This window comes from Planktothrix sp. FACHB-1355, from assembly GCF_014748295.1.
In the GTDB taxonomy this organism is placed as follows: domain Bacteria; phylum Cyanobacteriota; class Cyanobacteriia; order Cyanobacteriales; family Aerosakkonemataceae; genus Aerosakkonema; species Aerosakkonema funiforme_A.
Genome location: NZ_JACJUP010001377.1, coordinates 1 through 1,371 on the forward strand (window position 1 = coordinate 1; position 1,371 = coordinate 1,371).

The window sequence follows — 1,371 nt, forward strand, 5'->3', positions numbered from 1 at the left end:
ATTTTTCAAGTTTCTGAAAAAAATCGCATATTCGCAATTTTATCCAGATCGATTACCTGTATAGACTCTATTTTTATCTGTGGGGTCTGCTTTTTATTTTCATTTTCAAATCTAATCCGAGAGTGAATTTGGGGTAACAAAACTTCCCATTGCAATGAATCTAGTTTGCCAACAGGTGAAATTTCTAGTCCATCAGTCACATCTACATCTTCTTCCATTAGCAAATTCATCACCAGACTAGATAAAAATAAATTAACGTCTATTTCCGAATTTTCAGAAATACTGCTAATATCGATAAGTAAATTTATCCGATCGCGATCGGGATGAGTTCCCAAAATTCTCATTACTGCTGCCATTTCAGAATATAAAGATTCTTCAGGCTGCAACCAATCTGGGAAAATTATTAAATTAAATACTCTTAACTTTAACGGTAGGAGAGTAGCCTGGATTAAAGCAGGACGGACTTTACTCGCCATATTTGTCCACGAAAACTTTTTCGCTTGTGCAAAACCAGCCGTAATTAATATGTTACGAATAGCAGGCTTTTGAACATCGCAAAGAGCGTTTACCATTCCATCAACATCTGTATATTCTACATATATTGCGGCTTCTCCTGCTACTTCTGGGAGTGAGGCATTGGGGGAAGTAATCACAGGACATCCGCAAGCCAACGCTTCCAAAACAGGTAATCCAAACCCTTCATATACTGAGGGGAAAACTAAAGCTATAGCACCTGAATAAGCTGCTTTCAATTCTTCATCATTCAGGGTCAGCATGTATACTGTGCTACCTGAAGTATAAGCTCTAAACTCATCTTCAAACTCTAAATCGAAACCAGTGCAAACAATATCAAAAGCTTGCTTGCTATGTAGTTTGCCAAATGCCTGGAAAAATAAAGTACCATTTTTATATCCGCTGCGGGAACCAACTAAAATAAAGTAGGGTTTGGCAATTCCGTACTTTTTCTTAAAGTTATCAATTTCTGCTTGCGTGGCTGGCGATAAAATGCTACTAACACCGCAATGAGCTACGGTAACGCGATCGGGAGAAAGATCCGGAAAAAACTTCACTAAATCTCGCGCTGTATTTTCTGATATTGTGATATAAGTAGAAGCGTGGCGAATAGCAAAATGCTTTTCCCGCCACATCGGTTCGTTAAGATTTCCTTGTAAAACTTCTGGAATCATATCGTATCCCATAAATACAGAAGGTGTAGATATAGGTGTCGTATAATAAGTAGAAATAAATAGATCCCCATTTTCTTCATCGCATATTTGTTGCAACAATTCTCGATCTAGCGATGTCCTACTATAACTGTAAGGTTGAATAAGTCGATACTTAATCCCAGTAACCTTTGGCGCAGTTCCACCT

Annotated in this window: 1 protein-coding gene; it reads right to left on the bottom strand. The window is 37.9% G+C overall.

Annotated features, from left to right (window positions below; genetic code table 11):
- Positions 1-5 precede the first annotated feature (5 nt).
- Positions 6-1,371 (bottom strand): glycosyltransferase family 1 protein (locus H6S82_RS32575; RefSeq protein ID WP_191057459.1); only part of this gene is annotated, 1,366 nt, incomplete at its 5' end.